Here is a 26252-nt window from a genome sequence, read left to right on the forward strand (position 1 = left end):
TTTGTTTTCCGCCTACTTTTTTGGGGGATGAACCGATATACTTAGTACGAAACGATTATAGTGAGTAAGGGATGCGATACGAATGACATTACCGATGTATACGATCAAGAAAGTGTTGAATAATAGCGTTGTCATTTGCCAACATGATCCGGAACCGGAAGTCATTCTACTCGGGAAAGGGATTGGCTTCGGCAAGAAAGCGGGCGATCTCGTCGACCCGGCCAGTGTCCCGGAGAAAGTGTATCAACTGACGGACAAAGAAGAGCAATCGCAATATCGTGAACTCGTCAAACACGTCGACGAGGACTTTATTGCTTTCATGCAAGAAATCGTCGGCTTTATCGAGAACAACACCGGTAAAAAAGTCGACCAACATATTCATATCGGTTTGACCGACCACTTGTTCTTCACGATGAAGCGGATTGAACAAGGGATGGAAGTCACGAATCCGTTCTTGCTTGAGACCGAATCGCTCTATCCGAACGAGTACGCGCTCGCCGAACGTATCGTCGATATGATTCACGAGCGGCTTGACGTGTTATTGCCGGACGCGGAGATCGGTTTCATCGCGCTCCACATCCATTCGGCGACGACGTTCAAAAACGTCCTCGAGGTCAATCGACACAACCAAATTATCGGGCAGATCGTTCAGACGATTGAGAGTCGTTTGAACGTCAAAATGGACCGGAGTTCACTCGATTATAAGCGCTTACTTCGGCACTTAAGGTACGCCGTTGAGCGGGTTGCGACGGGTGAGATGGTGGAGGCCCCACAAAAAATTGAAAAGGTATTGCGCGAAGAATATCCGCTATGCTATAGTACTGCTTGGGAGCTGATGGGCATCATGGAACGCGAATTAAAGCGTCCGGTCCCGCGAGGTGAAGCGACATATTTGACGATGCATCTCCAGCGCCTAACAAGTAGATAACTGATACCACGTATCTTACGTGTTACTGATTCGATCAGGCATGAGTAAGGAGTGGAACGCAACGATTTCTCTATTAGGAGAGGTCTACGTTCTATACCTTATTCATGCCTGTTTCTGTTTTTATAAACGTTTATTATGAAAACGTTTAGATACGTCGGTTGTCTGACATCTACAGTCGTCTTTCCGCACGAAACAATCACAAAAAGGAGGATTTATCATGTTTAAGCAGATCTTTGGTGTTCTTCAAAAAGTCGGTAAAGCACTTATGCTTCCTGTTGCGATTTTGCCGGCAGCCGGTCTTCTTCTTGCATTCGGTAACGCGATGCAAAACCCGGCCCTTACATCACGCGCTGGTTGGTTAACGAACGAAGGCGTTGTGAAATTCGCTCAGCTCATGGAGCAAGCGGGTGGCATTATCTTCTCGAACTTAGCACTCTTATTCGCAGTCGGTGTCGCAATCGGTTTAGCAGGGGACGGCGTTGCCGGACTCGCAGCCATCGTCGGATTCCTCATCATGAACAAAGTTATGGGTGTTTGGCTCGAACTCACACCTGAAATCATCGCACAAGGTGATCCGGCTTACGCATCAGTACTCGGGATTCCAACGCTCCAAACTGGGGTATTCGGAGGGATCATCGTCGGTCTGATCGCCGCCTGGGCATATAATAAGTACTTCAACATCGAGTTGCCGCAATTCCTTGGCTTCTTCGCTGGTAAGCGTTTCGTCCCAATCGTTACTGCGGTATTGGCAGTTGTCGCTGGTTTCGTCATGCTTCTCATCTGGCCACCAGTTCAGCACGGCTTGAACACGTTCTCAAACTTCATGTTGACTGAAAACCGCACGTTCGCGGCATTCATCTTCGGTTTGATCGAACGTTCATTGATTCCATTCGGTCTTCACCACATCTTCTACTCACCATTCTGGTTCGAGTTCGGCTCGTACACGGATGCAGCGGGTAACATCGTTCGTGGTGACCAAGCTATCTTCTTCGCACAAATTCGTGATGGCGCTGAGCTCACAGCCGGTACGTTCATGACTGGTAAGTACCCGTTCATGATGTTCGGTCTTCCAGCAGCAGCACTCGCAATGTACCACGAAGCACGTCCTGAACGTAAAGCAGTCGTCGGTGGTCTCTTGGCTTCGGCAGCACTTACATCGTTCTTGACTGGTATCACTGAGCCGATCGAGTTCTCATTCTTGTTCGTTGCTCCACTCTTGTTCGCAGTACACGCAGTCTTCGCGGGCCTTTCATTCATGGTCATGCACATCTTGAACGTCAAAATCGGGATGACGTTCTCGGGCGGTTTGATCGACTACCTTCTCTTCGGTGTACTTCCTAACCGTACAGACTGGTGGCTCGTCATTCCAGTCGGTCTCGTGTTCGCAGTCGTTTACTACTTCGGATTCCGCTTCGTTATCCGTAAGTTCAACCTTAAAACACCGGGCCGTGAAGATGAAGTCGTTGAGCAATCAACTGCTACAGGTTCGGAACTTGCACAAGATATCCTCGTTGGTTTCGGTGGTTCACAAAACATCAAACACCTTGACGCATGTATCACACGTCTCCGCGTCGAAGTAAAAGATAAGAGCCAAGTCAACAAAGAAGAGTTGAAACGCCTTGGAGCAGCTGGTGTCCTTGAAGTCGGTAACAACATTCAAGCCATCTTCGGACCACGTTCGGATGCGTTGAAATCAGAAATGCAAGCGGTCATCGCTTCAGGTAACGAAAAGAAAGCTAACTAATTGAAGCTATAAGCCAATCCATTATGGGTTGGCTTTTTTTGTATGGGTGAAACGGTTTCAGCCTACTGGCAGATGGGGAAAAGTAAGTATTCTGACAAAAGGAGGGAACCATGATGTGGAAGAAAGTGTTTGGTGTTTTGCAGCGAATCGGGAAGGCACTCATGCTTCCGGTTGCGATTCTACCGGCAGCCGGTCTATTACTCGCATTTGGTACCGCGTTCCAAAACCCTGATCTCGTTTCGCTCTTACCTTTCTTGGCAAACGATTCACTCGTCCTCGTCTGGCAAGTTATGACAGATGCCGGGGATATCGTGTTTGCCAATCTAGGTCTTCTGTTCGCCGTCGGTGTCGCCATCGGGCTAGCCAACGGGGACGGTGTTGCCGGGTTAGCAGCTATCGTTGGTTATTTGATTATGAACAAGGTTATCAGCACGTGGAACGGTATTACCGCGGAAATAGCTCAAGGAGACCCGGCCTATGCCACGGTACTCGGGATTCCGACGCTCCAAATGGGGGTATTCGGGGGTATCATTGCCGGTTTGATTGCCGCATTCGCGTACAACAAGTACTTCAACATCAAGTTGCCGGATTTCTTAGGGTTCTTTGCAGGGAAACGATTCGTGCCAATCGCGACCGCCGCGTTCAGCTTATTGATCGGGATTGCCCTCGCCTATATTTGGCCGCCAATCGGTTCAGCGATCAACACGTTCTCGAGCACGATCATTGAAGCGAACGTCGCGGTCTCCGCCTTCGTCTTCGGTTTGGTCGAACGTTCACTAATCCCGTTCGGTCTGCATCACATCTGGTACTCTCCGTTTTGGTTCCAGTTCGGGGAATATACGAACCAAGCGGGGGATCTCGTCCAAGGGGACCAACGGATCTTCTTCGCCCAGCTTCGTGACGGGGTCGAATTTACAGCCGGTACGTATATGACCGGCAAATTCCCGTTCATGATGTTCGGATTACCTGCCGCTTGTCTCGCCATGTTCCATACTGTCCCGAAAGAACGTCGCAAAGACGTTGAAGGACTTTACTTCTCAGCAGCCCTCACTTCATTCTTGACGGGAATCACCGAGCCGGTCGAATTCTCGTTCGTCTTCGTTGCACCTCTTCTCTTTGGTATTCATGCCGTCTTCGCTGGACTTTCCTTTATGACCATGCACTTGCTCAATGTTAAAATCGGGATGACATTCTCGGGCGGACTCATCGACTATCTCTTGTTCGGGGTGTTGCCGAACCGGACAGCCTGGTGGCTCGTCATTCCAGTCGGTCTCGTTTTCGCGGTCATCTATTACTTTGGGTTCCGTTTCGCAATCACGAAGTTCGACTTGAAAGTACCGGGACGTGAAACCGTCGCTGAAGGCAAAGGCGCCCGCGCCGTCGTCGGAGATGATTTACCGTATGAGGTGCTCGTTGGACTCGGTGGACCGGATAACATCAAACACCTCGATGCTTGTATCACACGCTTGCGTGTCACTGTGAACGATGTCAAACAAGTCGATAAAGACTTGCTGAAAGATTTGGGAGCGGCCGGAGTGCTCGAGGTCGGGGATAACATTCAAGCCATCTTCGGTCCGAAATCGGATACGCTCAAATCACAAATCGCGGCCATCATCGAAGGCGGCGAATATAAACCGAAAGAAAAAGCTGTCATCACACCGGAAGCGGCCGAACATGCCGATCATCGATTCCTTGCCCCGATGTCGGGTGTCATCTTATCGCTTGACGATGTGCCGGACCAAGTCTTTTCGGGCCGGATGATGGGTGAAGGATTTGCCATCGAGCCGAGCTCGGGACAAGTCGTTGCGCCGGTCACCGGTCAAATCACCACGTTCTTCCCGACGAAACATGCAATCGGCCTACTCGCGGACGACGGACGAGAGATTCTCATCCACGTCGGACTCGACACGGTCAACCTGAAAGGAGAAGGCTTCGTCGCCAAAGTGAAAGAAGGCGACCGGGTCGAAGCAGGGGACGTCTTGCTCGATGTCGACCTCAACTTGATTCGTGACAAAGTCCCATCGCTCATCACGCCGATCATCTGGACGAACGGAGACGGCAAAATCGTCTTCGTCCCATTCGGAGAGACGGTCGTCGCCGGGGAAGCGCTCGACTTCAGAACGGATGACAAAGGAGCCGAGTAAACAAAAAAGAAGCTCTCGCAACCGCGAGAACTTCTTTTTTTGTGTTACTTCTTAATATCGAATTTTTCACTGAGGAAGTTCACGACTTCTTCAGCTGTATCCATGTTGAGGACGTCGTTGACGATTGCTTCTGTTTCCGACTTCGTCAAACGCTTCACGAGGCTACGTGCGCGAAGGACGCTTGAAGCCGACATCGAGAATTCGTCAAGACCGAGTCCGAGCAGGATTGGAATCGCAAGCTCTTCTCCAGCCATCTCTCCACACATACCGACCCATTTACCGGCTTTGTGTGCTTCTGTGATGACGTTGTGGAGCAAGTTCAAGATGGCCGGGTTGAACGGTTGGTACAAGTACGAGACTTTCTCGTTCATGCGGTCCGCTGCCATCGTGTATTGAATCAAGTCGTTCGTGCCGACTGAGAAGAAGTCGACTTCTTTCGCGAATTGCTTCGCCATGACGGCAGTCGATGGAATCTCGACCATCATCCCAGTTTCGTAGTTACCGACAGCAATTCCTTCTGTCTTCAACTTCGCTTCTTCTTCAAGCAAGATGGCTTTCGCAGCACGGAACTCTTCAAGCGTCGCGATCATTGGGAACATGATGGCGAGGTCACCGTGCGCTGAGGCACGGAGAAGCGCGCGAAGCTGTGTGCGGAACAAGTCCGTCTCTTCGAGGCAAAGGCGAATCGCACGATAGCCGAGGAACGGGTTCATCTCTTTTGGAAGGTCGAGGTAAGACAATTCTTTATCTCCACCGATATCGAGCGTACGGATGACGACTTGTTTGCCGTCCATACCTTCGATGACTGCTTTATAAGCTGTATACTGCTCTTCTTCCGTCGGGAACGTTTCCGAGTCCATGTAGAGGAACTCAGTCCGGTAAAGACCGATGGCGTCAGCGCCGTTTTTCAATACGCCTTCGAGGTCGTTCGGTGTACCGATGTTCGCTGCAAGTTTGACCTTGTGGCCGTCGGCTGTGATCGACTCTTCGTTGACGAGTTGTTTCAACTCTTCTTTATACGCTTCGAATGCAGCGCGTTTTTCGTTATATTCGTTGACGAGTTCTTCAGACGGGTTGACGAACACGTCGCCCTCTGTCCCGTCAATGACGACGAGATCGCCATTTTTGATTTCTTCGAGTGCTACTTTTGTACCGACGACGGCAGGGATCTCGAGTGAACGAGACATGATTGCCGAGTGAGACGTACGTCCACCGATGTTTGTCGCGAATCCTTTGACGTACTTACGGTTGAGCTGAGCTGTATCAGACGGCGTCAAATCTTCAGCGATGATGATGACTTCTTCTGAGATTGAGGCTGGCGTCATGAACGTGACACCGAGAATGTGCGCCATGACACGTTTCGTGACGTCACGAACGTCTGCTGCGCGCTCACGCATGTACTCGTTATCCATCGATTCAAAGATCATGACCATCATTTGAGCGACTTCATCGAGCGCCTTCGCAGCGTTCATGTGTTCGCTTTCAATTTTGTCGTTCACTTGTGAGACGATCTCAGGATCCTCGACGATGAGCAAGTGAGCCGAGAAAATCTCAGCCTTGTCTTCACCGAGCTCACGAAGCGTGATTTGACGGATTTCTTCGAGTTCTGTTTTTGACTGAGCGATGGCCGCTTGGAAACGGGCTTTCTCAGCTGCTACGTCCTCGATTTTGTTTGTCGGGATGTCGAATGAAGGTGTCTCCATGACGAATGCTTTCGCAACTGCGATTCCTGCAGATGCGCCAATACCTTTAATGTGTGACATAAGCGTAGTCCCTCTCTTCAAAGAAATAGTGGTTTCCAATGTTATCTCGTTAGTTCTTACCCGAAATGAAAAAGGAACTAACGAAAACCTGGAAGATTAAAGTAGCAACGGTCTACTACTAGGGGAAGCCTCGACCGAACAAAATGGCCTCGCCTCAACAGTGAGGGATGCCTGATTGCGTACTTTCTTATCCTATCATAAAATAAATCATCGTCACAACGAGGAGTTAACGCCTGAATTCGAAGAATTCATGACTCTTACGCATACTGTTTCATTATTTCGCCGAAGTTCGTTATGCTAACCATATATAAAGAAGGGAAGTGGCAAACATGTATCAAGTGAAGGATTTAGATTGGAACGGTTCATACGACACGATCGTCGTCGGAATCGGTGCGGCCGACACGATTGACGAAGGCCTCGATACGTTGTTTAACGGGCGCGTCAAGTCGCTCATCCAAGCGTCGGACATCTCGACGAAAACAGGGGAACTGTCCATCGTCCCGACGTTCGAAGGAACGGTCAAACGCATCCTATTCGTCGGTCTTGGACAACGCAACGAGAATACGCCTGAGAACGTGCGCAATTGGTTCGGGAAAGTCGCGAAACAAATTAAAGCACGCGCCTTCACAAACGTCGCGGTCGCGCTCGACACGTTCGGACCGAACACGGCGAAATTGTTTGCCGAAGCGTATGAGATGGCGACATATGAGCACCCTACATACAAATCTGAACCGAAGCCGGCGAAGTCAGACGTGACGATCACGTTGCTCGGTGCTGGTGTAGAGGAAGAGGCGTTGACGGGTGCCGCTTACGGACGCGGTGTCAATGTCGCACGGACGCTCACGATGATGCCGGCCAATATTTTGACGTCGGAAACACTCGCGGACTATGCGGTCGAATTGGCCGAACGTCATGGCTTCAGCCATCGCATCTTGGAGAAGGAAGAGATGGAGGCGCTCGGGATGGGTGCACTGCTCGCCGTCAATCAAGGGTCGACCATCCCGCCGAAATTGATTGTCCTCGAATACCACGGTGCAGGCGATGCAGCGCCCGTCGCCGTCGTCGGAAAAGGAATCACGTTTGATACAGGTGGTTACTCAATCAAGCCGAAAGACGGCATCGTCGGTATGAAAGGCGACATGGGGGGCGCGGCGACCGTGCTCGGCCTATTCGAGACGCTTGCGACGACGAAACCGAACGTGAACGTCATCGGCGTCATCCCATCGACGGACAACATGATCTCAGGGGACGCGTTCAAACCGGATGATGTCATCACGGCGATGAGCGGGAAGACGATTGAAGTGCTCAACACCGACGCAGAAGGTCGTCTCGTCCTCGCTGACGCAGTCACGTTTGCCAAGACGTATGAACCACAAGCCATCATCGATGTGGCGACGCTCACGGGCGGTGTGCTCGTCGCACTCGGCACAGAAGTGACTGGTTGCCTGACGAACGATGCGTCGCTCTACGGCGCCTTAGAAGCTGCGAGCCGAGAGACGAATGAACTCGTCTGGCAAATGCCATACTTCGACGTCTTCATTAAACAAGTCCGGAAATCAGAAGTCGCAGATTTGAACAACTCGCCGGGCCGTTATGGGCATATGATCTTTGGTGGCGCGTTCGTCGGTGAGTTTGTCGGCGACACGCCTTGGCTCCACCTCGATATCGCCGGGACGAGTGAACGTTCGGCGGCAAGCGATCTCGGACCAAAAGGACCGACTGGGGTCATGGTGCGCACGCTCGCATTGATGCTCGAAGAGTGGAAACGTTGAAGTCAGGATTGTTATTGATTGGCTTAGCCGTCGTCTCCGGACTCGGATACACGGCTTGGCCGAGTCAATGGTTGTTGGGAGTGACCGTCTTATGCGCGGTGCTCGGAATATTGTTTTTGATGCAGGAGGGACGACGTGGTCGGAGTAGGAATTGATGGCGCGCGCGGGAGCTGGGTACGAATCACGTACGACAGCATCTCGCTCTGTTTGACCATCTCAGAAAAGTTGGAAGATTTATTGATTGAAGGGGCCGTCCATTTTGTCGACATGCCGAAAGACTTGGCGACGATTGATGCGCCGGACCGGTCGTGTGATGCCTGGATGCGGTCACAACTGAAGCAGCGGAAGTCGTCCATCTTCACGCCGCCGATTCAAGACGTGCTCATGGAGGCGTCCTATGCCGAGGCGAATGCGAAGAGCCGGGAACTGGTCGGAAAAGGGATCAGTAAACAGGCGTGGAACTTGGTGCCGCGTATCCGTGAGTTTCAAACGATCACGGATGCAGATGTCTACGAGTCGCATCCTGAAGTGTGTTTTGCCGTCATGACGGGGAACGAGGCGGCCTTCAGCAAGAAGACCGAGGCGGGAGAGCTCGAACGGATCGAGTTGTTGCGCCGTTATTCGAACAGCTCGCCATGGAAATGGAAGATGTCGAACGTGCAAGTCGATGATATCATCGACGCCTGTATTTTGGCCGTTGCCGCCTATGAGGCGGGCACGACCGGGATGGTGACGCATCCGGACCAAACTGAAGGGGCACCGTTCGTGGCGGTGCCGAAGACAAAAGAGCGATGACGTGTCATCGCTCTTTTGGTGTCGTCGGCCCGATGACGAACTTCCACATATAGTGGAACACTTGGGCGTTATAGAGGGCTTTGAGCAGGACGGCCAATACCGGCCCTAAAATGAAGCCGAGTACACCGAACAGCTGGAGCCCGACAAAAATCGAGATGAGGGCGGCGAGCGGGTCGAGGCCGATGTGAGAGCCGACGATTTTCGGTTCGGCCAGATTGCGTTGCACGATAACGACGATATAGAGGACGACGAGCCCGATCGCGAGGAACCATTCGCCCGTGACGGCGGCATAGGCGGCCCACGGCAATAACAGCGTTCCGACACCGAGGTACGGCAACAAGTCAAAGATGGCCGCGAGCAGGGCGAACGAGAACGGATTGTCGACACGAAGGATGAACATGCCGATTAAGACGATTCCGAACGTGATCGAGATGAGCGTCAATTGCGCGCGGACGTAACCGAACAGTGCCGAGCGTAAATTCGTCATGACGAGCTCGAACTCCTTGAAGCCTTTTCGTTCATTCAAGCGAGCGATAGACTTCATATAATTCGGCCAGTCTTTCGTGATGAAGAACCAGGCGAGCACGATGACGATGAACAAGAGCAAGACGAGCGGCAACGCGCTCAAGATGTCCTGCAACAAGCCGGCGACACCTCGGGACAAGACGCCGATCGCGGCGCCGAGTTGGACACCGATTTCGGTGATGCCGCCTTCGAGCGAGTTCGCCTGTTCGGGGTTCAGCCGTTGGATGCTGTCGTACGCATCGTTGACCAACGGGGCGAGTTTTTCATTGAATAGGCGTTGTATGTATTCGGTGAACGTTTCAATCTGGGCAGGTAGTTTTTCGGCGGCGATCGTCAAGTAGCGAATGAGTTGCGTCACGACGATGGCGATGATTCCGCTGACGACGCTCATGACAATCAACAAAGAAACGAGTGTGCCGAGGGCACGTGGTAACTTGGTCTCACGCTCGAACCAATTGACGAGTGGAACCGTCAACAAGGATAACAAGAGAGCGAACACGAATGGATACGTGTACGTGAAGAGGACACTCAGTCCCCAGATGACGAAGACGAGGCCGATGATGACGAGCAGGAAACGAAGTAATTGCCATAGTCTGGCTGGCGACAAGATGCATAGCCCCTTTCTTAACAATTTGATTGAGCATAGTATACCACGCAGGCGGTAAATAAAGAGGATGGATAGGTGATTAAATATGAAGGAATTACAACGACGAATCGATCAAATGATTATTCATTTAGGTGGCTATTGGCGGCCATTATCGGGGTTGGCCCGACTGCTAGAAGAAGTCGGTGAAGTCGGCGGAGCATTGTATGCGAACGACCAATCGGCGCTACGGGAAGAACTGATGGACGTGTTCGTCATTTCGACGTGTCTGGCGAACCAGTACGCCATCACGCTTCAGCGTCAAGAGGCCGGAAATGGTAAGGAGGCGCAGGACAAGACGTACTATCGGCTCGTTCGTGAGGCCGGGGAAGTCGGACGGATTTTAAACGCCTATGAAGGGGACAAAAAACTGAAGGCGTCCGCGACGCCGGGTTCGTTGCAGCGACATATCGAGGCTGTCCAACGAGGGGTCCTCGACCTTGCGTCCCAAAACGACTTTGATTTATATGCAGCGATTGGCTCACTCATCGAAGACAAGTCATCCCGGGACTTCGGACGTTTCGACCATACCCCGGACCCGATCACGGAAGCGTCGGTCCGCGTCTATTCGGAACACGTCCAAGGACGGTATTGGGGTGGGGTGGCGGCTAAACCTTTCGAGGAGGCGAGCCGATATAGAGAGCGAGAAGGGCATTTGACGCGATTTTTAAAAATTGCCGAAGTGGAAGGGCTTGATGGATTCGTGATCCGTCAGCCAGAACCTCCGCTCCAAACAAACGGCTCGTTGACTGCAGCTTTCCAGCTCCCGGACTCTTTCGTGGTCGAGACCGAGCGGCATGGTGCCGATTCGTTCTTGATTGTTCGAAAACAAGGGTAAAAAACATTCCCCTTTTTTTGTAAAAAGTATTCATTATTTTTTCAAATATTTACTTTTTTAATAAAAGCAATGTGCTACTATGAAGGTGTTGTCAGTTGCGATGCGCGTAGAAGAAAGGAATATTTTGGATGGATATGAAGCTTTTTAAACTTGCCCTCATCATGATTGTCTTGTTGTTTTCAATCCAAATACCGTCAGCTGAAGCGGCTATTTTGGAAGGAGAAACAACTGTCAATCTGAATGTGCGCGCTACACCGAGCACGAACGGGAAATTGATTCAAACGCTAAAAAAGGGAACAAAAGTAAAATATGGAACTTATAACAAAGAGTGGAGCAAAATATATTTAAACAGTCGTACGTATTATGCTTCAGCACAGTATATCAAGCGAATCGCTACACCATCTTCGACCGTAACGAAGCAAGCGGCCACTTCGACAGGCGTGACCACGGTCAACTTGAATATCCGTGTGTCCGCCCATAGCAAAGCGACTGTCTATCGGACGCTCAAAAAAGGCACGACCGTCCAATATGCGGTCCACAACTCGTCTTGGGCAAAAGTGTATATCGGCGGCAAAACGTATTATGCGGCCAAAGCATACATTGCCCCGAAAGTCGTCACCTCGACACCGACCGTGACGAAAGAGGATGGTTATGCCAACCGGTCGTTGAAGCTGTTCGGTGAACGAAATCAACGGTCGACCGTATTGAAGGTGCTTCCGGTCAAGTCGAAAGTCGTCTCGAGCAAGTACAACACGAGCTGGTCAATCGTCTATCTCGGCAATGAGACGTTCTTCACGCCGACCGCTTGGATTACGTCGGGAGCGCCAGCCACTCCTCCGGTGACGACAAAACCGCCAGTAGTGAAAACGGATGGTTACGCGAACCGTGAGTTGAAGCTGTTCGGTCAGCGCAATCAACGTTCAACGGTGTTGAAGGTATTGCCGATTAAGTCGAAGGTCGTCTCGAGCAAGTACAACACGAGCTGGTCGGTCGTCTATCTCGGGAACGAGACGTACTACACGCCGACAGTTGGGATCACGACGGGTGCGCCTCCGGTAGCAAAACCGCCTGTAGCGAAGCCACCGGTCATTCAAAAAGTACAAGGCTATGCGAATCGGAATGCGAACCTCTACAAGAAAACGCTTCAGTCTTCACCGGCCGCTCGCGTATTGCCGAAGTATACGACCGTGACTTACAGTAAACATAATTCGAGCTGGTCGGTCGTCTATATCGGAACGGAGACGTTCTATACGCCAACGTCTTGGCTGACGGCTGGAAAGGCCCCGGCCGCCCCTGCGGCCACGCCGAAAGGGAAAGTGTACACGAATACACCAGGAGACGTGTTGAACGTTCGGGCGAGCGCTTCGGCGAGCTCGGCGGTACTCGGTCGCCTCGCGCACGGGACTCAAGTCGACCATTACGGTTCGGCGAACGGTTTCTATAAAATCAAGTACAATGGCCGCGATGGCTACATCTCAACGGCTTACGCGATGACGCTTAAACCGAATGCAACGAGTGGCGCCGTCATCGTCCTCGATGCGGGCCATGGAGGCGGTGACCCGGGAGCGGTCAATGGATCACTTTATGAGAAGACGATCGTCCTCGACGTGACGAAGCGGGTCGAGACGTATCTTCGGTCGAAATATGGATATCAAGTCCGGTTAACGCGCTCGACGGACGTCTATTTGACGCTCGATCAACGCGTTCAGACCGCTAAGACACTTCGCGGCAACTTGTTCGTCAGCTTGCATACAAACGCAGCGACGACGCCTGCGGCCAAAGGGGTCGAAACATTCTATTCGTCTTATTCGGCCCATAGCGCCAAGAGCCGTGTCCTGGCGACAAATATCCAATCCAATCTGATGGGGAAAATGTCTGGGATGACGAACCGTGGCGTCAAGACGGCGAACTATTATGTCATCAGTTATAATACGATGCCATCGGCCCTCGTCGAACTCGGCTTCATTTCATCTCCGCAAGACGTTACACATTTACGAAATAACACCTCACGTCAACGGATGGCAGAAGGTGTCGCGGAAGGTATTGCCCAATACGTACGCGCTTATCATTAAGCTTCATCCATTATAAAAATCCCCCGACTCATCGTGAGTCGGGGGATTTTGTGCTTACAGGTCGTCGAAGCCGTTGGCGTCGGTGACTTTCGCGTACGAGCGTGATTTTTGTTCAAAGAAGTCTGACTTGGTTGCGTTCAATGAATCATCTGAATAAGCGCGAATCCAAGGCATGACATCCTCATTGAACCCTTCATACAGATCGTTCAAGCCGATGACGCGGAGACGCTTGTTGGCGAGGTATTTGACGTAGTCGCGCATCTCGCTGACGTCGAGTCCATCGAGATCACGCAACACATACTCACACCATTCGATTTCAAGGTCGACGGCTTCCGCCATCGTGTTGTAGACGAACTGGCTGAAGCTACCGTCCGCGTCAATCTCCGGATTTTCCGTCAAGACGGCCCGGAGCAACTGGCTGACGAAATAGGAGTGCTGCATCTCGTCGCGCTGGATGTAACTGATCATCGTCGACGTGCCGACCATCTTCTGATGGCGCGCCAAGTTATAGAAGTAGGCGAAACCGGAATAGAAGTTGATGCCTTCGAGAATGATTGAGGCGACGAGCGATTTGGCAAACGTCTCGGCCGTTTGATCGGCGCGGAAGTCCTCATATAAGTCCAAGATGAATTGATTGCGTTTCATGACCATCTCGTCGTCCTTGGCGATATCGAAAATACGATTTTGTTCGCTGAGCGGGACGAGGCTCGAGAGGACGTAGCTATACGATTGGTTATGGACGACTTCTTGCTGAGCGATGACGGCGAGCACGGCGTGCACCGACGAGTCGGATGAGAACATCGACGACTCGAGGATGTAACGCGTCTGCACCGAGTCAAGGATTGACAGCAGACCGATGATGCGTTTGAAGGCATCCTGCTCGCGCTCCGTCAACTGTGGCCATTGCTGCATGTCTTTGGACATCGAAATCTCATCCGGGATCCAAAAGTTTGAGAGCAGTTGCTTATAGATGGTATAAAACTGTGGATAGGCGATGTCGTTCCAATTCACGATGGAACTCGTCTCGCCCCCGATAATGGCTGTCGCCCGGTTAGGATGTTTGGGCGACAGTAGTTTGATCTTTTGAATGTTCATGGACATATACTCCTTCTTCGGCGTTTCTAGCCAACCGTTCGGCCCAATGACGGACGTTGTACGGTTGATTGCGCGGTGATTGCTCGATTTTCAACGTTTCACCGGCGAGGGGGATCCCGTATTTCGAAAGGTGGTACGCCATCTCATCGACCGCTCGACAGAAGTGGACGAACATCTTGTCCCCGGTCCCGAATACGGCGGCTTGGCGAAGCGGCACGTCGAGCTCTTTCAAGACGAGCCGGAACGTGTCTTTCATTTCGTCCGGTAAGACGCCGTCGGCCCACGTGTACGATCCGAAATAGACGAGGTCGTACGTGGCGAGCGATCGGGCTTCGCGATGGCCGATGCGGTCCGCCTCGAACAAGACGACGCGGTCGCCCTGATTAACGTGGCTTTCCTGAATCAGCTCGGCGACTTCTTCTGTATTCCCACTCATGGAACTATAGACGATGGCGATGTGCATGGTCGTTCCCACCTTTCTGTTACGTGACGTTATGAAGCACACGATTCACATTCGTCGACTTCAACAGTCGTCGAACGCGTGTAGTAGATTGATTTCATTCCGAGCGACCACGCCTCGAGGTGCATCGAGAGGAGTTCGGTCGCTTTGACGTCGTTTTTGACGTACAGGTTGAAGCTGATTGCTTGGTCGATGTGACGCTGGCGCGCCGCGTTTTGACGGATGCTCCAGAGTTGATCGACTTCGAACGCTGATTTATAGAACCAGTTCGTCTCCGAGTTGAGGTCAGGGACCGTCACCGGAATCTTATAGTTTTTCTTCTCTTCCGAGTAGACCTTCTTATAGACCGGGTCGATTGACGCGGTGCTGCCAGCGATGATGGCCGTCGACGAGTTCGGAGCGACCGCCATCATATAGGCGTTGCGGACACCGTTTTGATGGACCGCTGCGGCGAGACCGTCCCAATCGAGTTCGTCGTGTGAGCGGTAGTTGCGGCGCTTGAAGTACTCACCCGTGTGCCATTCCGATCCTTCGAAGACCCCGAACGCGCCTTTTTCTTTGGCGAGTTCCATCGAGGCTTGAATCGTCAAGTAGGCGATTTTCTCGTACAGCTTCTCCGCGTACTGGACGGCATCGACCGATTCCCAACGGATGCCTTCAAGTGCGAGCAAGTGATGCCAGCCGAACGTGCCGAGTCCGACGGCGCGGTATTTCTGGTTCGTGATCATCGCCTGTGGCACTTCAATCGTATTCAAGTCGATGACGTTGTCGAGCATCCGCATTTGAATCGGGATGAGTCGCTCGAGGACGTCCGATTTGACGGCCCGGGCGAGGGCGATTGAGCTCAAGTTACAGACGACGAAGTCACCAGGTGTCTTCGTGATGACGATTTTTCCGTCTTCCGTGTACTCTTCATCGATTGTCGTCGGCGACATGTTTTGCGCGATCTCTGAGCAGAGGTTCGAGCTGTAAATCATGCCGGCGTGTTTGTTCGGGTTGGCGCGGTTCACGGCGTCGCGGAAGAACATGTAAGGCGTTCCTGTCTCGAGCTGTGAGCGCATATACCGTTTGACAAGGTCAATGGCCGGTACCGTGACGCGAGTCAGTTCAGGCGTATTGACGCAAGCCATGTATTTCTCCGTGAATGAACCGCCGTTCTCTGTCTCATCATAGAAGTCTTCGAGGCTGAAGCCCATGACCGTCCGGATCTCGTGCGGGTCGAACAAGTGCCAGTCACCGCGGGCTTCGACCGTACGCATGAACAAGTCTGGCAAACAGACGCCCGTGAACAAATCGTGGGTCCGGAGACGCTCGTCCCCGTTATTTAATTTCGCATCGAGGAACTCGAAGATGTCCTTATGCCAAATGTCGAGGTAGACGGCAATCGAGCCTTGGCGCATGCCGAGCTGGTCGACCGAGACCGCCGTGTTGTTCAACTGTTTCATCCAAGGCAGCGCGCCGCTCGAGACACCTTTGAAGCCTTTGATGTCACTGCCGCGTGAGCGGATCTTGCCGAGATAGACGCCGATCCCGCCGCCGCCTTTAGAGAGCGTGGCCACGTCCGTGTTCGAATCGTAGATGCCACGGAGTGAGTCGTCGACCGTATCGATGAAGCATGAGCTGAGCTGCCCGTACGATTTCCCGGCGTTCGAGAGCGTCGGTGTGGCAACCGTCATATAGAGATTCGAGAGTGCCCAGTACGCTTCTTCGACGAGTTTGACGCGCTGGTCGGCATTCTCCTTTTGCATGAGCGTCATGGCGATGACCATGAACCGCTCTTGCGGTAACTCGTATAGGTTCTTGACATGGTCACGGCCGAGATAACGGTCCGACAACGTCCGGAGACCGATGTAAGTGAACATGCGGTCGCGTGACGGGTCAATCAACGTCTCCAAGTAGGCAATGTCTTCTTTTGAGTACGTATCGAGTAGGGCCGACGTGAAGATGCCTTTTGTCGTGAGCGTCTCAATCATCGGATAGAGCGCACCGTAACGCATCGAGGCGTCATAGCCACGGTTTCGTGCCGCTTCTAAATAGAGGCGGTTTAAGTACATCTCAGTGGCAACGAACGTCCAGTCCGGCTCTTCTGCCTGCAACATGTCGAGGGCGTGCATCGTCAAGAGTTCATATACTACATCTTGTGTCAGTGTCTTTCCTTCGAGCGCCCGAACGGCCCGTTCTTCATATCGTTCAACACTGAGTTGTGGGTAGCGTTGTTTAAGGGATTGGATCAATGTCGAGACGTCAGCGAGCGTTGGTGTCGCAGCCAACAGCGTCTCGTGGTGGATAGGGGATGTCAAAACGATCACTCCTTCTTCGGATGTAGATATTATAAAGGTATAGCGGAACTTGTCCGATACGACGTCAATGTGAGCTGAACGTGATAAATATCCGTTAACTATATATTGACGTTTTCTTGTCTTTTTAATCATAAATCACCTATATTTAGTTTTGCAATCTTAACATTCGGCAAACTGCAGACGCTTGAATTACTTTTACTCAAAAACGGCGCTGTCATCCGATTTGAGATGAGATTTGAGATAGAAAAAAGTTTGAGCGACGGTTAAACGACAGCACATTCATTTTTATGTAAGCGGTCAATCGAGAAGCGAACGACCTCATTCGGCAGTCGCCTTCGTTATTTTTTGAGAAAATCCTGCTTCTTTTCACTGTTGATTCATTACTATATATAGTGGTCGCTTGTTTTTGAAAACGAGGGAAATTCGAACGCTCACTAGCATCGGATTGAAAAGTGAGGTAGATTGAGGGAGTACGATTTGAAATCAAGGTAAAAAGAAGGGTTTAACAAATGAGAGCAGAAGACTTATTATTAGCATGGGACCCACTCGGTTACGGGCTTGGGTCGTATGGACCAGAGTTTGATGATATCGCCTTGGCGCTCATCCACATCGACACGATCGATGAGTTGGATGAAACGATTCGCCGGATTTTGACAGACGCGTTCGGCGACTGTCCGACCGAATCGGAAACACGGGCCATGGCGGCACACTTACTCGCGTCTTCAGAATCTTGTCACTTATAAGGGGGAACCACGATGTTACGTATCGATCCAACACCGAATCCAAATGCAATGAAAATCACACTTCCTGAGAACGTCTTCGGCGCGAAAAGCCAAAGCGTAAAAGCTGGCGAAGAGACGGACCAACCGCTTCTCGCGAAACTCGTCGCCATCGAAGGCGTGGAGAGCGTATTCGCTTATGGCGATTTCGTCACGGTATCAAAAGAGAATGGCGTGAGCTGGGAAACAATCTTGCCACACGTCGAAACTGCTTACCGCGGATGAACCCGCTCGTTTCCATCGTCATCCCGGTCTATTCACGGGAGACAGAACTGACCGAACTGCTGGAAAGCCTGGTCGTCCAGACGTTTCAACAGTTCGAAGTACTTGTAATCAATAATGACGGGCCGCCAAAACAGCATCTTTTGGCGCCTTTTTTGAATCGATTGTCGATTCGTTATATCGAACTTGGCGAGAACCATCACGTCAAAGCCCGCAATCTCGGCGTGCAAGAGGCGAACGGCGAGTATGTCTTGTTGCTCGACGATGACGATCTGCTCATGCCGACACATCTCGAGCAGGCGCTCGAGGACATCCGCGCGGCCGACCTCGTCTTCACGGATGCGGAACTGTTCCGCTTCATATGGGAAGACGGACGCCGACGCGTCACCGACTGGGAGGCGTTCGCCTACGACCTCGATTTGGAACGACTCCGTCAAGACTCGACGTTCATCCCGTCCGGCACGCTGTATCGAAAACAGCTCCACGAGACGATTGGATCGTTCGACGAGGACGTTTATAACTACTGGGATTGGGATTTCATTCTACGTGTCAGTGAGGTCGGGACGATTCGGCATCCCGCCCGCGCGACGGTGCTCTATGCGTTCAATGGCACCGACAACTTGTCGGCCAAACAAGACGAGACGCGCCGTCGTTACTTTGATCGGTTCTGTCACAAGCACGGTTTGGTCAATATGGAAATGAAGAACTTCCATATCGTCCAAGCCGAACGACGGGACTATGTGAGACAGACAGAGAGAACGTTCACAGGGGCGTTCCCCGGTAGAACGGAAGGAGAATAACTATGTATACATCGAAAGAACTGGAATTGCTCGAGCTGCTCGAAGAGAAAGGCTACCTCGAGACGAAACTGTTGGCGAACTTGCTCGCGACCGACGAGGCGACTGTCGAGGCGATGCTCGAGAAGTTCAAGGCGGACGGCATCTTGCTCGGCTTCCGGGCGATGGTCAACTGGCAAAAAATCAATCGCCACGATGTCACGGCGTTCATCGACGTCAAAGTCACTCCGAAACGGGGTCGTGGTTTCGATGAGGTCGCGGAACGCATTTATCGCTTCCCGGAAGTGACGGCGCTCTATTTGATGTCAGGGGCTTACGACCTGCAAGTCGTCATTCGGGCGAACTCGCTTCAAGACGTCGCGTCGTTCGTGTCGGACAAATTGTCACCGCTTGACTCGGTCGTCTCGACGACGACGCACTTCAAATTGAAGACGTATAAGCATGATGGCATTTTATTCACCCCACAAGTCGAAGACAAACGGTTGAATATTACGCCATGAAGTCACTATCCCAACAAGTCGTCTCGATGAAGCCGTCCGGCATTCGCCGATTCTTCGATTTGGCGCAAACGATGGAAAATGTCGTCTCTCTCGGGGTGGGGGAGCCAGATTTCATCACGCCGTGGAACGTGCGCGAGGCGAGCTATGCGGCGCTCGAGCAAGGCTACACGGCCTATAGCGCGAACGCAGGACTCCTCGAATTGCGACAAGAAATCGCGAGTTATATGACGGACCGCTTCGGGGCGACGTATGATCCGGCGACGGAATTGATTGTCACAACGGGCGCATCGCAAGCGCTCGATATCGCGTTCCGGGCACTCCTCAACCCGGGTGACGAGGTCATCGTCGTCGAGCCGGCCTTCGTTTCATACGGACCGCTCATCGAACTCGCTGGCGGGACGGTCGTTCCTGTCGCCTGTCGTCCGGAGAACGGGTTCCGTTTGAACCGGGACGATGTCGAGGCGGCCATCACCGAACGGACGAAGGCGATGCTCCTCTGTTTCCCATCGAATCCGACCGGGGCCACGATGACGGGCGAAGAGCTCACCGAAATTGCGGAACTCGCGACGAAACACGATCTCTGGGTCGTCAGCGATGAGATTTATGCCGAGCTGTCTTACGATGAGCCGTTCACGAGTTTCGCGACGCTCCACGATATGCGCGAGCGGACGATTGTCGTCAACGGGTTCTCGAAGGCGTTCGCGATGACGGGCTGGCGGCTCGGGTTCACATGCGCGCCGGAAGTCGTGACGCGAGAGATGCTCAAAGTCCATCAATACGGCATGATGTGTGCCCCGACACTCGTCCAATTCGGCGGTCTCGAGGCGCTCCGTAGTCGCGACCAACATGTACCGAAGATGGTGAAGAGCTATCGACAGCGCCGTAACTACTTCATCCAGGCCCTCAATGACGCCGGATTACCGACGCACGTGCCGGGAGGCGCGTTCTATGCCTTCCCGTCAATCCGTCACACGGGCTTGACGAGCGAAGAGTTCGCCGAGCGTCTCTTGCTCGAGGAACGGGTCGCGGTCGTACCGGGCAACGCGTTCGGTGCGAGTGGCGAAGGTTTCGTCCGTGCCAGTTACGCGACGTCGGTCGAACAGTTACAAGAAGCGATTCGTCGCATCGATCGGTTTATGAAACAGTTCGAGGTGACGACGACAACAACAGACTCTCAGCGATGAGGGTCTGTTTACGTTTTAGCGGTATAATAGGTGGGAAAAGACGAGCGAGGTGAAGCCAATGGAACAAGTGGATTTTGTAGCAATCGGCTGTGGGCCGTACAATCTCGGATTGATGGCGCTCAGTGAAGCGACGTCATTGAAGGGTGTCTGTTTTGAGGAACGGGACGACTTCAAGTGGCACGAAGGCATGCTGCTCGAGTCGGCGACGATGCAGACGCATTACTTGTATGATCTCGTGACGCTTGCCGATCCGACGAACCGTCACAGTTATTTGAACTATTTGAAACAGAACGGCCGCTTGCAGACATTCATCGTCCAGGAGAGCCCGACAATTCCCCGGACGGAGTTCAACCGGTATTTACAATCGGTCGCCGCCTCGCTCGACACGATCAAGTTCTCACACCGGGTCACCGATGTCCGTCCGGCGGCGGATGGGTTTCTCGTCACGGTCGAGACACCGGATGGGGAAACGGTGCTGTCGTCACGTCACGTCGTCATTGGTACGGGAGCAGAACCGCTTGTCCCGGACGCCTTCCAAGATGTCGTCCATACGAGTTCGTATCGGATGGAGCGGGAGCGATTGCTTGAAACCAATCGCATCGTCATCATCGGTAGCGGTCAAAGCGCGGCTGAAGTGTATCTCGACTTATTGACCCGGTCCGATAAAATGCGCCAACGCATCGATTGGGTGACGCGCTCGGATGTGTTCGAATCACTAGAGAGCGGTAAGCTCGGCGAGGAAATTTTCAGCTTGCCGTATGTCGACTATTTCAATCAATTGCCTTCTGCGGAGCGGGAGCAGCTCGGGAAAGCGTTCGAGCGGTTCCGGAACGGGGTCAATCCTGAGACGCTTCGGGCGATTTATGGATTTTTGTATCATCGGACGGCGGACGGAAGTGATCAAGCGACGAACCTGTACACTCAGATTGAAATCGAGCACATCGCACACGAAATCGTTTATACTGTCGAAGGGACGCAACAATATACGGGACAATCGTTTACGGGTGAATATGATGCGGTCGTGGCGGCGACCGGATATCGACCGCGCATCCCGACATGGGTCGAACGGTTCGACATCGAATGGGAGGCGGAGCAGCAGTGGCGTGTCAACAATCGCTATCAGATTGCGACGAAGACGACATTGGCGGGAAGTTTATTTACCCATACGAATTTAGAACATTCGCACGGTCCGGCAGCGACGAATTTGGGGATGGCAGTGTATCGAAACGCAATCATGTTGAATGAAATGGTGGGGGAAACGGTGTTTGATGTGGCCGCGCAGCAACCGTTTACAAGTTTTTGAACAAAAAAAGGGCTAGGCGTTAGCCTAGCGGAATCAGGGGGGAATACTTGAAGTCTTGCTTGATTTGTATTTACCCGACCCGTCGACTTTGAAACACAAAAACAATCCCAAATAATCTTTTTTACTAATTTGTACACTTTATCGAAAAAAGTATGTTATAGTAAGTTGATGAATTTAGCATAGGAGTGTTTGTAATGGCAAAATACGAAAAAGATCAAGTTTTAAAAGGTAAAGTAACAGGAATCCAACCTTTCGGTGCGTTCGTCGCACTCGACGACGAGACTCAAGGTCTTGTCCACATCTCTGAAATCTCACACGACTACGTGAAAGACGTGAACGAGTACGTTCAAGTCGGTCAAGAAGTTGAAGTGAAAATTCTTGATGTTGATGAAGCATCTAAGAAAATCAAGCTTTCAATGAAAGCGACACAAGAAGCTCCAAAACGCGAGAAGTCGGCTAAGCCAGCTCGTCGTGGCGCACCACGCCGCAACGAAGCTTCAAACTTCAAGCAAGAAGAAGCACCAGGCTTCACTGTCCTCAAGGACAAGCTCGAAGACTGGATCAAAAACACGAACTTCAAAAAGTAAGTGATTGAGACGACCTGCCCTGTGCAGGTCGTCTTTTTTTTGTACAGGAAATGTCCCACACGTTCACGAACAGTACAGAAAAGGAGTGAGGACCATGAAAATCGGAATCATCGGTACGGGCGGGATTGCCAAGACCGCCCACATCCCGCAATACATCGCAGCAGGCGCAGACGTCGTCGCCGTCATGAATCGGACACGCGAACGCGGGGAGGCGGTGGCGAAGCAGTTCGGAATCGAACGGGTGTACGAGACGGTCGAGGAGATGCTCGCCGAAGAGACACTCGATGCGGTCAGCATCTGTACACCGAACGCCTTACATAAACAACAAGTCATTGCCGCACTCGAGGCCGGCTGTCACGTCCTCTGCGAGAAACCGCCGGCCATCTCGGCTTACGAGGCGAACGAGATGCTAGAAGCGGCCAGACGAGCTGAGCGAACCCTTCATTATGGCTTCCATTACCGGCATCGGTCGGATACCCAACTATTGAAGCGGATGATCGAGGCGGGTGAACTCGGACACATCTATGCCGCGACCGCGCTCGCCCTTCGGCGCCGTGGCATCCCGGGATGGGGCGTGTTCACGAATAAAGAGTTGCAGGGCGGCGGCGCACTGCTCGATATCGGGGTGCATATGCTCGACCTTGCCCTCTATTTGATGGATTATCCGAAGCCGGTCGATGTGGTCGGTCACGTCGGTCAATATCTCGGAACACGACCTGGTGTCGGGCTGATGGGCGATTGGGACGCGGACGCGTTTTCGGTCGAAGACACGGCGCGGGCGATGGTCACGTTCGATAATGGGGCATCCTTGTTCTTAGACGCGAGTTTCATGGCCAACGTCGACGCGGCGGACACGATGCGGGTCGAACTGCGTGGAACGAACGGTGGCGCGTCGCTGTTCCCACTCGTCATCCATACGGAAGAGCACGGGGCGTTGTTCGATAAGACACCGGCTCACCTCGCGCTCGAAGACCCGTATGCGAGACAGATTCACACGTTTCTCGAGGCGTGTCGTCAGGAGCCGTCGTACCAGCAAGCGGAACAGGCGGTGACGCTCCATACAATCATCGACCGCATCTACGCTCAGGCCTGATTGCTTTTCAATCACAAAAAACAGGGTATATAGTGTAGGTGTTACATATTTTCGAAGGAGGATGAATTATGCACAACTTTGAATACAAAAACCCGACGAAACTTATTTTCGGGACTCATCAAATCGAAAAACTCGCGAGCGAGTTACAGGCGCTTGACGCCAAGAAAGTGATGCTCGTCTATGGAGGCGGGAGCATCAAAAAGAACGGCACGTACGAAGAAGTCGTGGCCGAGTTAAACAATGCTGGGATCGATTACGTCGACTTCTCAGGCGTCGAGCCGAACCCGCGCATCGAGACGGTACGTCGCGCGGTCAAACAAGCACGCGAAGAGAACATCGACGCGTTGCTCGCGGTTGGCGGTGGTTCGGTCATCGATTGTACGAAACTCATCTCGGCGGCCATCCCGTATGAAGGCGATGCTTGGGATATCGTGCTTCGCGACCACATCCCGACAGAAGCGGTCCCGTTCGGTACGGTGCTCACGCTAGCGGCGACTGGTTCTGAAATGAACTCGGGCTCGGTCATCACGAACTGGGAGACGCAAGAGAAATATGGTTGGGGTCACCCGCTCGTCTATCCGACGTTCTCGATTCTCGATCCGCGTTATACGGTATCGGTACCGAAAGATCAAACGATTTACGGTATCGTCGACATGATGAGCCATTGCTTCGAGCAATACTTCCACCCGAACCATGCGCCGGTCCAAGAGCGTATGACGGAAGGTGTGTTGAAAGCGGTCGTCGAATCGGCACCGAAACTCGTCAATGACTTGGAGAACGTCGACTTGCGCGCCATCATCTTGTTCGCCGGAACAATCGCCTTGAACGGTGTGCTCCAAATGGGCGCCTCGGGCGACTGGGCGTCACACAACATCGAGCATGCGGTCTCGGCTGTCCATGACATTCCACACGCAGGCGGACTCGCAATCTTGTTCCCGCGCTGGATGGAGCATGTGCTTGAAGAAGACAACGCTGCTCGATTTGCACGCCTCGGGACGGAAGTGTTCAACGTTGAACCGGCCAGTAACGATCTTGAGACGGCGAAACGGACGATTGCAGCTGTCCGCGCCTTCTTCGACGAGCTCGGTGCACCAAGCTCACTCCGTGACTATGACATCGATGAATCGACATTTGACGCCATCCTCGACTCGGCGATGAAACGAGGCGCATTCGGTCGCTTCCGTACGCTCGAACGTGAAGACGTCGCAGCGATTCTTGAACTGAGCAAATAAGGCGATTTCATGCCTATTTTGCAATAATGATTGAACGAATCCGACGTTTCCGTTTATGATGGGTCATGTATGGCTCTTCAATGAGCGATTTAAAGGAGGAAATGACATGTCAACAGTACGTTTCGATTATTCAAACGCCCTGTCTTTCGTCGGGGAACATGAAGTCGATCAATTGCAAGAAACCGTGAAAGCAATGCATTCGGTCATTCATGACCGCAGTGGGGCAGGTAGCGATTTCCTTGGGTGGGTCGACCTTCCAACAAACTACGATACGGATGAATTTGCTCGCATCAAAGCGGCTGCGGAACGAATCCGTGAAAATTCGGACGTCCTCGTCGTCGTCGGAATCGGTGGATCATACCTCGGCGCACGCGCGGCAATCGAGATGCTCCAACATTCATTCTTCAACGTGTTATCTAAGGAAGAACGCAACGCACCACAAGTCTTCTTCGCCGGCCACAACATCTCGTCGACATACTTGACGGAGTTGCTCCAAGTGCTCGAAGGCAAGGACGTCTCAGTCAACGTCATCTCGAAATCGGGAACGACGACTGAACCGGCCATCGCGTTCCGTGTCCTCAAACAGTTCATGGAAGACAAGTATGGTCAAGATGGCGCACGTGAACGCATTTATGCGACGACAGACCGTGCCCGTGGCGCCTTGAAGACGCTCGCGGATGCAGAAGGCTACGAGACGTTCGTGATTCCAGATGACGTTGGAGGTCGTTTCTCGGTGCTCACACCGGTCGGACTCCTTCCGATCGCGGCAGCAGGCATCGACATCGACGCCCTCATGGAAGGTGCACGCGATGCCCAAACGGCTTACTCGTCTCCGAACTTGGCGGAAAACGAAGCGTACCAGTACGCGGTCGTCCGTAACGCTTTATATGCGAAAGGCAAGTCGATCGAGTTGCTCGTCAACTACGAACCAGCCTTGCATTACGTATCGGAGTGGTGGAAACAGCTTTATGGCGAGTCAGAAGGGAAAGACAACAAAGGGATTTTCCCGGCGGCAGTCGACTTCTCGACGGATCTCCACTCGATGGGACAATACATTCAGGAAGGTCGTCGTGACTTGTTCGAGACGGTTATCCGTGTCACGAACGTCCGTCACGCGATGAACGTGCCGGAAGATTCACAAGACCTCGATGGCTTGAACTTCCTCGCTGGTGAGACGATTCAATTCGTCAACGACAAGGCAGCTGAAGGAACACTCCTCGCCCACACGGACGGAGAAGTCCCGAACCTCGTCGTCGAATTGCCAGAGATGACGCCGTACCACCTCGGTTACTTGTTCTACTTCTTCGAGAAGGCATGCGCGATGAGCGGATACATCCTCGGAGTGAATCCGTTCAACCAACCAGGCGTTGAAGCGTATAAAGCGAACATGTTCGCGTTGCTTGGAAAACCAGGTTACGAAGAGCAAAAAGCTGAGCTTGAAAAGCGCTTGAACCAATAATTTTGAGTAGGTCCGCT

20 protein-coding genes and 2 pseudogenes are annotated in these 26252 nt (G+C 52.4%); 17 read left to right on the forward strand and 5 right to left on the reverse strand.

Going from position 1 to position 26252, the window contains the following annotated elements; translation table 11 throughout:
• Positions 1–82 precede the first annotated feature (82 nt).
• The 3 genes and pseudogenes from glcT to ptsG (KNP85_RS03650) form a co-directional block, all read left to right on the forward strand.
• The gene (glcT, locus tag KNP85_RS03640) at positions 83–928 is read left to right on the forward strand and encodes a glucose PTS transporter transcription antiterminator GlcT (protein WP_021065527.1); all 846 of its coding nucleotides are present in this window, start codon (positions 83–85) and stop codon (positions 926–928) included.
• Between the two features lie 217 nt (positions 929–1145).
• Positions 1146–2645, forward strand: a pseudogene (ptsG, locus tag KNP85_RS03645) (glucose-specific PTS transporter subunit IIBC); the annotation flags it as partial.
• Positions 2646–2785: 140 nt separating this feature from the next.
• Positions 2786–4723: pseudogene (gene ptsG / locus KNP85_RS03650) on the forward strand (glucose-specific PTS transporter subunit IIBC); the annotation flags it as partial.
• A 137-nt stretch (positions 4724–4860) separates the two neighbouring features.
• Here the strand turns inward: ptsG (KNP85_RS03650) and ptsP are convergent.
• Positions 4861–6579 (reverse strand): phosphoenolpyruvate--protein phosphotransferase, encoded by a 1719-nt coding sequence (ptsP, locus tag KNP85_RS03655; RefSeq protein WP_021065530.1) that lies wholly within the window; start codon positions 6577–6579, stop codon positions 4861–4863.
• A gap of 329 nt (positions 6580–6908) precedes the next feature.
• Between ptsP and KNP85_RS03660 the strand changes: the two genes are divergently transcribed.
• Both KNP85_RS03660 and KNP85_RS03665 read left to right on the forward strand, forming a co-directional pair.
• Positions 6909–8351, forward strand: a complete 1443-nt coding sequence (locus tag KNP85_RS03660; RefSeq protein WP_021065531.1) for a leucyl aminopeptidase — start codon at positions 6909–6911, stop codon at positions 8349–8351.
• A 135-nt stretch (positions 8352–8486) separates the two neighbouring features.
• On the forward strand, positions 8487–9146 hold the full coding sequence (locus KNP85_RS03665; protein WP_058764053.1) for a DUF429 domain-containing protein: 660 nt from the start codon (positions 8487–8489) through the stop codon (positions 9144–9146).
• A gap of 4 nt (positions 9147–9150) precedes the next feature.
• On the opposite strand, the gene ytvI is transcribed toward KNP85_RS03665, so the two are convergent.
• Positions 9151–10278: a sporulation integral membrane protein YtvI gene (gene ytvI, locus KNP85_RS03670; protein WP_214714527.1), complete on the reverse strand. Its 1128-nt coding sequence runs from the start codon at positions 10276–10278 to the stop codon at positions 9151–9153.
• Positions 10279–10363: 85 nt separating this feature from the next.
• On the opposite strand from ytvI, the gene KNP85_RS03675 reads away from it, so the two are divergent.
• Together KNP85_RS03675 and KNP85_RS03680 are read left to right on the forward strand one after the other, a co-directional pair.
• Entirely contained in the window at positions 10364–11152 is a 789-nt protein-coding gene (locus KNP85_RS03675; protein ID WP_214801414.1) for a MazG nucleotide pyrophosphohydrolase domain-containing protein, read from the forward strand.
• A 128-nt stretch (positions 11153–11280) separates the two neighbouring features.
• A complete protein-coding gene (locus tag KNP85_RS03680) occupies positions 11281–13224 on the forward strand; it encodes an N-acetylmuramoyl-L-alanine amidase (protein ID WP_214801417.1) in 1944 nt (647 codons plus the stop codon).
• Between the two features lie 54 nt (positions 13225–13278).
• Here KNP85_RS03680 and KNP85_RS03685 read toward each other — a convergent pair whose 3' ends face one another.
• The 3 genes from KNP85_RS03685 to KNP85_RS03695 are packed head-to-tail and all read right to left on the reverse strand — an operon-like array spanning position 13279 to position 17079.
• On the reverse strand, positions 13279–14319 hold the full coding sequence (locus KNP85_RS03685) for a ribonucleotide-diphosphate reductase subunit beta (RefSeq protein ID WP_058764045.1): 1041 nt from the start codon (positions 14317–14319) through the stop codon (positions 13279–13281).
• On the reverse strand, positions 14276–14782 hold the full coding sequence (locus KNP85_RS03690) for a flavodoxin domain-containing protein (protein WP_214801420.1): 507 nt from the start codon (positions 14780–14782) through the stop codon (positions 14276–14278). Before KNP85_RS03690 ends, KNP85_RS03685 begins: the two co-directional genes overlap by 44 nt.
• A 29-nt stretch (positions 14783–14811) precedes the next feature.
• Positions 14812–17079, reverse strand: coding sequence for a ribonucleoside-diphosphate reductase subunit alpha (locus KNP85_RS03695; protein ID WP_035385654.1), 2268 nt, complete (start codon positions 17077–17079; stop codon positions 14812–14814).
• 509 nt (positions 17080–17588) lie between these two features.
• On the opposite strand from KNP85_RS03695, the gene KNP85_RS03700 reads away from it, so the two are divergent.
• The 10 genes from KNP85_RS03700 to KNP85_RS03745 all read left to right on the forward strand — a co-directional run bounded on the left by KNP85_RS03700 (position 17589) and on the right by KNP85_RS03745 (position 26235).
• On the forward strand, positions 17589–17822 hold the full coding sequence (locus KNP85_RS03700) for a DUF1871 family protein (protein WP_021065539.1): 234 nt from the start codon (positions 17589–17591) through the stop codon (positions 17820–17822).
• 12 nt (positions 17823–17834) lie between these two features.
• Positions 17835–18083, forward strand: coding sequence for a NifU N-terminal domain-containing protein (locus KNP85_RS03705; protein WP_021065540.1), 249 nt, complete (start codon positions 17835–17837; stop codon positions 18081–18083).
• The gene (locus KNP85_RS03710) at positions 18080–18880 is read left to right on the forward strand and encodes a glycosyltransferase family 2 protein (protein WP_214801423.1); all 801 of its coding nucleotides are present in this window, start codon (positions 18080–18082) and stop codon (positions 18878–18880) included. Before KNP85_RS03705 ends, KNP85_RS03710 begins: the two co-directional genes overlap by 4 nt.
• Positions 18881–18882: 2 nt before the next feature.
• Positions 18883–19377, forward strand: a complete 495-nt coding sequence (locus KNP85_RS03715) for an Lrp/AsnC family transcriptional regulator (protein WP_021065542.1) — start codon at positions 18883–18885, stop codon at positions 19375–19377.
• The gene (locus KNP85_RS03720) at positions 19374–20561 is read left to right on the forward strand and encodes an aminotransferase (RefSeq protein ID WP_021065543.1); all 1188 of its coding nucleotides are present in this window, start codon (positions 19374–19376) and stop codon (positions 20559–20561) included. The genes KNP85_RS03715 and KNP85_RS03720 overlap by 4 nt, the downstream gene beginning before the upstream one ends.
• 58 nt (positions 20562–20619) lie before the next feature.
• Positions 20620–21864, forward strand: coding sequence for a lysine N(6)-hydroxylase/L-ornithine N(5)-oxygenase family protein (locus KNP85_RS03725; protein WP_214801426.1), 1245 nt, complete (start codon positions 20620–20622; stop codon positions 21862–21864).
• A 194-nt stretch (positions 21865–22058) separates the two neighbouring features.
• Complete coding sequence (gene yugI, locus KNP85_RS03730; protein WP_016509788.1) at positions 22059–22451, forward strand: S1 domain-containing post-transcriptional regulator GSP13; 393 nt, start codon at positions 22059–22061, stop codon at positions 22449–22451.
• A 94-nt stretch (positions 22452–22545) separates the two neighbouring features.
• Positions 22546–23544, forward strand: coding sequence for a Gfo/Idh/MocA family protein (locus KNP85_RS03735; RefSeq protein WP_021065545.1), 999 nt, complete (start codon positions 22546–22548; stop codon positions 23542–23544).
• A 68-nt stretch (positions 23545–23612) separates the two neighbouring features.
• Entirely contained in the window at positions 23613–24776 is a 1164-nt protein-coding gene (locus tag KNP85_RS03740) for an iron-containing alcohol dehydrogenase (protein WP_021065546.1), read from the forward strand.
• Positions 24777–24882: 106 nt separating this feature from the next.
• Positions 24883–26235: a glucose-6-phosphate isomerase gene (locus KNP85_RS03745; protein WP_214801428.1), complete on the forward strand. Its 1353-nt coding sequence runs from the start codon at positions 24883–24885 to the stop codon at positions 26233–26235.
• Positions 26236–26252 lie beyond the last annotated feature (17 nt).

The organism is Exiguobacterium sp. s194, from assembly GCF_018618275.1.
GTDB lineage: Bacteria > Bacillota > Bacilli > Exiguobacteriales > Exiguobacteriaceae > Exiguobacterium > Exiguobacterium chiriqhucha.

Bases quoted from the DNA above. Each gene is read 5' to 3' on its own strand.
- KNP85_RS03740 (WP_021065546.1), top strand. From the start codon at position 23,613: ATGCACAACTTTGAATACAAAAACCCGACGAAACTTATTTTCGGGACT.
- KNP85_RS03725 (WP_214801426.1), top strand. From the start codon at position 20,620: ATGGAACAAGTGGATTTTGTAGCAATCGGCTGTGGGCCGTACAATCTC.
- KNP85_RS03710 (WP_214801423.1), top strand. From the start codon at position 18,080: ATGAACCCGCTCGTTTCCATCGTCATCCCGGTCTATTCACGGGAGACA.
- KNP85_RS03690 (WP_214801420.1), bottom strand. From the start codon at position 14,782: ATGCACATCGCCATCGTCTATAGTTCCATGAGTGGGAATACAGAAGAA.
- KNP85_RS03745 (WP_214801428.1), top strand. From the start codon at position 24,883: ATGTCAACAGTACGTTTCGATTATTCAAACGCCCTGTCTTTCGTCGGG.
- KNP85_RS03685 (WP_058764045.1), bottom strand. From the start codon at position 14,319: ATGAACATTCAAAAGATCAAACTACTGTCGCCCAAACATCCTAACCGG.
- glcT (WP_021065527.1), top strand. From the start codon at position 83: ATGACATTACCGATGTATACGATCAAGAAAGTGTTGAATAATAGCGTT.
- KNP85_RS03675 (WP_214801414.1), top strand. From the start codon at position 10,364: ATGAAGGAATTACAACGACGAATCGATCAAATGATTATTCATTTAGGT.
- KNP85_RS03660 (WP_021065531.1), top strand. From the start codon at position 6,909: ATGTATCAAGTGAAGGATTTAGATTGGAACGGTTCATACGACACGATC.
- KNP85_RS03700 (WP_021065539.1), top strand. From the start codon at position 17,589: ATGAGAGCAGAAGACTTATTATTAGCATGGGACCCACTCGGTTACGGG.
- ptsP (WP_021065530.1), bottom strand. From the start codon at position 6,579: ATGTCACACATTAAAGGTATTGGCGCATCTGCAGGAATCGCAGTTGCG.
- KNP85_RS03735 (WP_021065545.1), top strand. From the start codon at position 22,546: ATGAAAATCGGAATCATCGGTACGGGCGGGATTGCCAAGACCGCCCAC.
- KNP85_RS03705 (WP_021065540.1), top strand. From the start codon at position 17,835: ATGTTACGTATCGATCCAACACCGAATCCAAATGCAATGAAAATCACA.
- yugI (WP_016509788.1), top strand. From the start codon at position 22,059: ATGGCAAAATACGAAAAAGATCAAGTTTTAAAAGGTAAAGTAACAGGA.
- KNP85_RS03715 (WP_021065542.1), top strand. From the start codon at position 18,883: ATGTATACATCGAAAGAACTGGAATTGCTCGAGCTGCTCGAAGAGAAA.
- KNP85_RS03680 (WP_214801417.1), top strand. From the start codon at position 11,281: ATGGATATGAAGCTTTTTAAACTTGCCCTCATCATGATTGTCTTGTTG.
- KNP85_RS03720 (WP_021065543.1), top strand. From the start codon at position 19,374: ATGAAGTCACTATCCCAACAAGTCGTCTCGATGAAGCCGTCCGGCATT.